The sequence below is a fragment of the Lysinibacillus antri genome (genome assembly GCF_003977595.1).
Lineage (GTDB): Bacteria > Bacillota > Bacilli > Bacillales_A > Planococcaceae > Ureibacillus > Ureibacillus antri.
The window spans coordinates 22,505-30,857 of sequence record NZ_RYYR01000037.1 but is presented as its reverse complement, the minus strand read 5'-3'; the positions used below and the strand labels follow the sequence as shown (position 1 = coordinate 30,857).

Annotated in this window: 6 protein-coding genes; all 6 read right to left on the bottom strand. The window is 35.0% G+C overall.

What is annotated here, in order from left to right; translation table 11 throughout:
- Positions 1–125 precede the first annotated feature (125 nt).
- The 6 genes from cccB to EK386_RS18030 all read right to left on the bottom strand — a co-directional run bounded on the left by cccB (position 126) and on the right by EK386_RS18030 (position 8,247).
- Complete coding sequence (gene cccB / locus EK386_RS18055) at positions 126–539, bottom strand: cytochrome c551 (protein ID WP_126660578.1); 414 nt, start codon at positions 537–539, stop codon at positions 126–128.
- A gap of 58 nt (positions 540–597) precedes the next feature.
- Entirely contained in the window at positions 598–1,464 is an 867-nt protein-coding gene (locus EK386_RS18050; protein ID WP_126660577.1) for a YitT family protein, read from the bottom strand.
- A gap of 242 nt (positions 1,465–1,706) precedes the next feature.
- Entirely contained in the window at positions 1,707–4,307 is a 2,601-nt protein-coding gene (locus EK386_RS18045) for an S-layer homology domain-containing protein (protein ID WP_126660576.1), read from the bottom strand.
- A 266-nt stretch (positions 4,308–4,573) separates the two neighbouring features.
- A complete protein-coding gene (locus EK386_RS18040; RefSeq protein ID WP_126660575.1) occupies positions 4,574–5,803 on the bottom strand; it encodes an EAL and HDOD domain-containing protein in 1,230 nt (409 codons plus the stop codon).
- 234 nt (positions 5,804–6,037) lie between these two features.
- The gene (locus EK386_RS18035) at positions 6,038–6,505 is read right to left on the bottom strand and encodes an S-ribosylhomocysteine lyase (RefSeq protein ID WP_126660574.1); all 468 of its coding nucleotides are present in this window, start codon (positions 6,503–6,505) and stop codon (positions 6,038–6,040) included.
- Positions 6,506–6,696: 191 nt separating this feature from the next.
- Positions 6,697–8,247 carry a long-chain-fatty-acid--CoA ligase gene (locus EK386_RS18030; protein ID WP_126660573.1) on the bottom strand — a complete coding sequence of 517 codons (1,551 nt, stop codon included), beginning with the start codon at positions 8,245–8,247 and terminating at the stop codon, positions 6,697–6,699.
- Positions 8,248–8,353: the final 106 nt, after the last annotated feature.

Sequence of the window (8,353 nt, the reverse complement as noted above, 5' to 3'; positions counted from 1 at the left end):
TTCAATCGTATGCTTACTTCGCCCCATAAAAAATACCCCCCAACAGATAAACAGATTTTGTTTTTTCATCTGTCTACCTATTGGGGAGCATATCAAATTCCATGACTTCGCCTTGTATTGTGCAATTATTTTTGTGTTGCTAACCAAGCTGCTGCCGCTTCAGCATCTTCACCTTTAAGTAATCCTGGAGGCATGCCACCTTGACCGTTTAAAATAATGTCATGAATTTTCGCTTCATCATAACGAGATCCTACATCAGCTAATGAAGGTGCGTTACCCATACCTTGTAAATCTCCACCATGACAAGATACACATGATTTTTTCACAAGTGCTTCACCTTCTGCTAATGTAGCGTCATCCGCACCTGTACCTTCATCAGTGGTAGTTTCTGTATTTGTACCTGTGTCTGTAGTTTTATCTGTCGTCTCTTCTGCTACTTCAGTTCCTGTGTCAGTGTCTTTTGTACCTTCGTCATTTCCACCACACGCAGCTAAAAATAATGCTGAACCGAATACTAGTACTAACCATGCTTTTTTCAATTTGAACCCCTCCAAATAGTAATGTAAAGTGTGGATTACATTGCATATTATAACAAAATTATACTCGTTTGAAACCTTCCCCCAAAACCTCATATGCATCCGAAACAATAACAAATGCATTAGTATCAACGGTTTTGATTATTTGTTTCAGCTTTGTGAATTCTGTTTGGTACACAACGACCATTAGCATTGTTCGTTCTTTTCCTGTATATCCACCAAAAACAGGTAACTTTGTGACACCGCGATCAATCTCTGTATAAATGGTATCGCGTATTTCATTTTCTTTTTCTGAAATAATATATACCATTTTAGACTGACTAAAGCCTAGTTGAACGATGTCGATTGTTTTTGTAGTCACAAACAAGCCAATCAGTGCGTATAAGCCTTTTTCTAAATCAAATACTATAGCTGCACTAATGGCGATAACCCCATCAATTAAAAGTACACTTGTACCTAATGTTAGCCCAGTATACTTAGTAATAATTTGGGCCAATAAATCCGTACCACCTGTTGAAGCATTCCCTTTAAACACTAAGCCGATACCTAACCCAACAACGATACCACCAAAAAGAGCAGCTAATAGCGTATTGGTAGTAAGAGCATCTATCTCGTGTGTTAAGAGAACAAAAAAAGGTAAGGCTACTGTACCCACGAAGGATTTAAAGCCAAACTTTTTCCCTAAAATCAAAATTCCAGCGATAAAAAGAGGAATATTAAATGCATATTGAACAATACCGGCATTCCAACCAAATAGCCCATTCAAAATAGTACTAATACCACTAACGCCTCCGGAAGCGACTTGATTAGGGAAGAGGAATGCATTAAAGCCAAATGCAATAATTGCTGCTCCAAGAAGTACATAAACGTATTCCTGTATAATATCTTTTGTAGAATTCAATACTTTATTCTTATAAATTTTGCTCATTTGTTTCCTCACCTAGATGTTTTTTCCACTTATTTGTCACATGATTATAGCAAAGGAAAACTAAAAAGAGAACTTCATTAAGATAAAGAGCTTCTATTATATTTATAGGATTTGTTTTATTGGTTGAATTCTATCCCTTTTTCCCATATAAAAGATTTGTTTACGTAGATAAAAAAGCCTTGCAGAGAAATTTCTCTCTACAAGGCAATTGAACAAATCATGAAATTAGTTTGTTTTGTATATTAAACAAGTTTAACAATACCATCCTCGATAATAAAGTTTTCATCCATATTTAAAGTTGTTGAAGCTACTGATTCATCTTCCATTACAGTTGCTGGATTTTCAACTTTAAGTACATACGTAAATGTTTGATCGCCAACTTGTCCTTCTAATGTATACGTTCCTGCTGGGAAATTACCTGGTATTAACATTCCTAATTCCGCATTTGTACTTCCACCAGCTAACTTCGCTCCATCATAAAGCACTAAACCTTTATCTGCATCATTTTTAATTACTGCAAATGGGTTTGTTCCTGCTAATGCTCCTGCTAGGTATTGTGCATATGCTTCTGGTTTACTTGCATAATACTGTTCAAGGCTAGTCAATTGTTCTTCAGTTAACGTACTATCTACTAATTTCAATCCAATACCTTCTGCTGCTAGGTTCACATTCGATGTACTATTTGCTGCAAATTGTAGCACATATCCTTCCTTAGCTGGATCTGCTGTTAACACATACGGGGATGCTGTTGTACCCGCTCCATTTAGATTTACAGATGCTGTTCCATCATTTGCTGTTAACCCTTTTACATCTAATGTCAGTGGTGTTGCTGGATTTTCAACTTTTATCACATACGTAAATGTTTGGTCGCCAACTTGTCCTTCTAATGTGTATGTTCCTGCTGGGAAATCACCTGGGATTAACATACCTAAATCCGCATTTTCACTTCCACTATCTAACTTCGCTCCATCATAAAGTACTAACCCTTTATCTGCATCATTTTTAATAACTGCAAATGGGTTCGTTCCTGCTAATGCTCCCGCTAGATATTGTGCATATGCTTCTGGTTTACTTGCATAGTAATTTTGAAGTTGAGTTTTTTGTTCGTCTGTTAACGTACTGTCTACTAATTTTAATCCAATACCTTCTGCCGCTAGGTTCACATTCGATGTACTATTTGCTGCAAATTGTAGCACATATCCTTCCTTAGCTGGGTCTGCTGTTAACACATACGGTGATGCAGATGTACCTGCTCCACTTAAGTTTACAGATGCTGTTCCATCATTTGCTGCTAACCCTTTTACATCTAATGTCAATGGTGTTGCTGGATTTTCATTTCCGCCACCAGTTACTGGAGGTACAACAACAGTTCCAGCCTCATCTACTACTTCTGTGATACTATCTTTCACAGTTTCATAGTTTTCAATTACTGTTGAAAGATCTGAATCAGCAGGAACAACTAATTTTTCAATTTTCGCTTCTGCACCAATAGTTACTTTTGCATTTTTATTTGATACAACAAGTTCTTTCACTTGTCCTTTAACATCTAAAGCTAATTGAGTTGCTTGTACTACATTTACTTTATCAATTGAGCCTGTACCTGTAATTTGTAGAGATTCTGAACCATTTACAGATACAGAAGCAACTGCAGCATCCACTTTAATCGTCGCTACGTTTGATGCTACTTTTAATTCAGGTATTTTTTTATCAGAAGCGATCACAATATTGTTACGTTGTGCATTGATTGCTTTCACTGAAGAGTTTGCTAAATTCACTTTTGGTCCATTAGTATTTACATTTGCTACCATCATTGTCATTGATGCTACTGGTGCCTTAGCGTCTTCAATAATTAATTCACCATTCGTATTTAAACCTTCTGCTGTAAAGTCATTTTCAACTTTGCTTGTTAATGTTACATCTTTATTCACTGTCACATTTTTCACTGCAACATAATCAGCATTTACCGTAAGTGGGCCATCCACAATGATATTTCCACCGTCAAATGTAACAGGATTTTCTTGAGTTCCTGAATTGTTTAACGTTAATGAAGTAATGGATTTAATCTCACCATTTGCGATGATAGCCGAAACTTCTGCACCTTCTAATGCAGCAGCATTTTCTACATTAAAAATAGATAGCTCTGATTTAAAGTCACCTTTTGATGTAACAATTTTTGCATTTTCAATGTTGCTAACTTCAAATGTAATGTTGCGTTCAATTTTATCGGCACGTACTGCAAAGGCAGCCATTTGACCACGAGATACTAAAGATTTTCCGTCATAAACAGTTTCACTTTTCCCTAATGTAATACCATTTTCGTACATTGCGGAAATGTAATCTTTATAAAGATGATCCATATCTTTAAATGGTGCTGTTTCAGTTGATTTTAATCCAAATCCAAGGGCAATGATTTTTGCCATTGCATTACGAGTTAATGGAGCGTCTGCATTGTATTTATTATTATAACCAACTATAATGTCCGCATTTGCTAAAGCCGCAATCGCACCATAATAACGGTGATCTTTTGGCACATCAATAAAACCTGGATCTGTAACATTTACCGTGTCTAAGTTTAAAATCTTTGCTAAGATAACCGCTGCTTGTCCACGAGTAACCTGCTTTTCCGCACCGAATGTACGATCTGGGAAACCTACTACAATTCCACGTTCTACTAAATTCATTATATCATTATAGAAAAGATGATCATTTTTTAAATCTGTAAACGAAATTGTTTCATTTGATTGAGCTTGCGTTGCCATTGGTGCAGCTGCTACTCCACTTGAAACTACTACTGCTGCCGCTAATCCCGCTTTGAAGTATTTTTTCGTTTTGTTGTTTGTCATATATTATTTATCCCCTTTTAGATAAGTAGTTTGTTTAATAAATATTATTTTAAGATAATGTCGCGCCTTACGAGATTTAGTATATAACACATTTATATTATTTCATAGTATTATTTAATAGTTTTTGAATGGTAAGTTGTTCCTCAGTTACTATCAAAACAAAAAAACGATGTATGAATGTTCTCTACATCGCTTTTTCATGCTTTTCTTCTATATAAGTAAAATAAAAAACGATGTTCAGAAAATTTGAACACCGCTTTTATCATTTACATTGATTTTTCTGCCCATTCCGTTGCTTCGTTAAAAATGATTTCAAGTTTTTCATGATCTAAATTAAATAATGGCGCGAGTTGGTCGATTGCTTCCCAATCCACTTTACTTAAGGCAATGCTTAATTCTAAATAAGGCGTCATGGATGTTTCTACACCGCTTATGGTTTCGATTACTTCTTCAGAAAATGGAAGCTTTTCTAAAATGGCATCCAATGGTCGATTTAGTAATGTATCAATTAAAGAAAACATCCCTACTAGGAAATACTCAGAATAGTTTTCTTTTCTTTGTTTCTTAGCTATAATTTCACAAGTTTTTGCCCTAAATAGAGAAGTTCTCATTAATTCGCTAAATATATCGGTGCGATCTTTTAGTTCTCCTTCACGCATTGCCAATAAATAAATTAACTTCCGCAATTCTGTTAGACCTAATAGTAAAATCGCTTGTTTAATAGAACGAACTTTAGACTTCTGCCGTCTATTTGATTCATTAATTAGCTGTAACAATTTATACGTTAGCGATATGTCTCTTTCAATACTTTCGGCAATTTGATTAATATTCGGCTCCTCATCTTTTAATAAGGAGATTACCTGAAAATATTGCAATGTATTGATGGGTATATCGGTTGATTGAATAATTTGAGGTTGTTCAAAAAAGTATCCTTGGAATAATGTATAACCTGAATGCTTTGCAACATCAAACTGATTTCGGGTTTCTACTTTCTCAGCTAATAATTGAATATGAGGATATTTACTCTTTACACGATTTTCAATATTCATTCGTTCGAGTAAAGGTGTCGCTAAAAAATCCACCTTAATATAATCGATGTATTTGAATAATTCATCATAATGGACAATTTGATTATTTAACACAAAATCATCTAACGCGATTTTAAAACCAATTTCTTTTAGTTCACTCACACGTTCTACTAACACTTCTGTAATTGGAACATCTTCTAATATTTCTATAACCATTTTAGAGGGATTAATAAATTCAATAACAGGGTTCATTAGTAAATTTTCTGAGAAGTTTACAAACCCGGGTTTCCCTTTCGTTACTTCCTTTATGCCCATAGATAAAAAATAATTCACTAGAACCTCTACAGTTGCGGTATCAGAATCTGTATTTGGAAAGGCATTAATGTTTTGATTTCGATATAAAAGTTCGTATGCTACGACTTCTTCTTCCATATTAAAAATCGGTTGTCGACCAATGAAAACATCCACTATACATATCCTCGCTTTTACGTAAGTTATCTTTTTATAGCAATTATACTATTATTTTCTCTTATTCTACATAAAAACTTGAATATTTTGTAAATTCTTTATTTTTGCACAAAAATATTGCCAAACACTTTTCATAAATATTAGATTTCATAGGTTGTGTAGTTAAAATACAAATTAGTCATCGATTAAAAAAGACTGCCTTTAGAAATTTTCTAAAAAACAGTCTCTTGGTTATTATTCAGCTTTAAAAATTGTAGACCATTCGTTCTTTTTCTCTAGCATTTCTTTTGCAAGCTCCTGTGCACCTTCAAGACTATGGTTTGCAGCCCAACCGCATTGTACTTCGTTACATGCAGGTACTTCTGTAGCAACAAGAACATCTTGTAATGTTTTCTCTAAGATTGTTAATACTTCTTCGTAATTGTCATGATTAATCATTGTTAAATAAAATCCTGTTTGGCAACCCATTGGACTCATATCCACTACATGATCTGTATGGTTGCGAATATTTTCAGCCATTAAATGTTCGATTGAATGTAATGCGTCCATTTTCATATGTTCTTTATTTGGTTGTTTGAAGCGAACATCGTATTTGCGAACCACATCACCGTTTTGTCCTTCTTTAATTCCCGCAAGTCGAACGTAAGGTGCTGCTACTTTTGTATGGTCTAAGTTAAAACTTTCAACATTCATTTTTGTCATCGTAATCCTCTTTTCTTGTTAAATTAATTTTCATATGATGAATTAACAATTTTATTGCATACAGTTTATTTTAACGTGAACTCGGTACTCTGTCACTTTGGAAAATTATTAGTGCCCTTTGTTATGTTACCAAATTACTTTATTAACAAAATAAAAGATGCTCCGCAATAGATTACGAGAGCATCTTACCTTTAGATTGTTTTTTGTATTTCTTTTAATGTACGACGTAAAATCTTTCCTGTTGAGTTTTTTGGAAGCTCATCTAATAGTTCAATTTCTTTCGGTACTTTGTATTTAACGATATGTTTCGCACAATACTCACGGAGTTCCGATTCAGGCATCGTTTTATCCTTTAATACAACGTACGCACGAACAGCTTCACCTAAGTTTTGGTCTGGGAATCCGACTACTGCGGCCTCGATGACATTAGGGTGAGAGAATAACACTTCCTCTACTTCTCTTGGATAAACATTGTATCCGCCAACGATAATCATATCTTTTTTGCGATCGACAATATAAAAATAGTCTTCTTCATCTTTCTTTGCTAAATCCCCTGTATAAAGCCAGCCATCACGAATAGCATTTGCTGTCTCCTCAGGCATTTTATAATATCCCTTCATTACATTAGGACCGCGCACGATTAATTCACCTACTTCACCAACCGGCACTTCCTCACCATTTATATCGACCACTTTATTTTCCACATTTGAAATCGACATACCAATAGAACCCGCTTTACGTTCACGGTCTAAAGGATTGAAACATGTTACTGGTGATGCTTCAGACAACCCATACCCTTCTGATATTCGAACATTGAATTTTTCTTCAAAATCATAGAGTACTTGTACTGGTAATGGTGCCCCACCAGATATTGCCACTCTTAAGTTTGAAAAATTTTCTACATTTCCATCAAATTGATAGAGGAAATTATACATCGTTGGAACACCTGCAAAGACAGTTGCTTTTTGACTTGCAGCTAAATCATATATTTCACTTGGACTAAAACGTGGTGCAATTAATACTTTCGCTCCTAATAACAGTGGTGCATTGACAACAACCGTTAATGCAAATACATGGAATACTGGTAAGGTTGCAATAACACGATCTTCAGGCGTCATAAGTAAAAACTTCCCTACATCACGGGCGTTGGAATACAAATTCCGATGTGTTAGCATGGCTCCTTTAGGATGACCTGTTGTACCAGATGTGTATAAAATAATGGCTACGTCATCATCATGAACATCTACTGGATCAACGACTTTTGTTGTTTTTGCAAGTAGCTGTGAAAATAAACAAGCTTTTTGTTTTGCCGCAGCTGATAACTCCGCAAACTTCTCCCCTATATCTGGTGTTGTTTCACAAATAATATATTTCTCCACTTGTGGTAATGCAGTTATCCCTATTTCTACTAATGGCAATAATAGATCAAGTGCGATGACTGTTTTGACGTCTCCATTTTTAATGATGTAAGAAATTTCGTCTGGCGTATACATCGGATTAATCGGAATAGCAGTTGCGCCAATTCTCATTGTTGCATACAACGAGATTAAAAAATGCGGTGTGTTCGCGAGTATTAGTGCGACATGGTCTCCTTTGTTTACCCCTAAACCTTGCAATGCACTTGCAAATCGACCGACGTGTTGTTCAAACTCACCATAAGTTGTATCACTACCTAAAAAGTGATACGCATGCTTTTCAGGTTGTTCAATTGCAGTTTGACGAACTCTTTCAACTAAATTCAAAACACCCATCCCCTTTGCATTTTTCTTCATTGACTTAAACTAGTAAGTTACTATGAAACAAAAAAATGAACAATCATTCATTTTCTAAATATTATAAAATATTTAT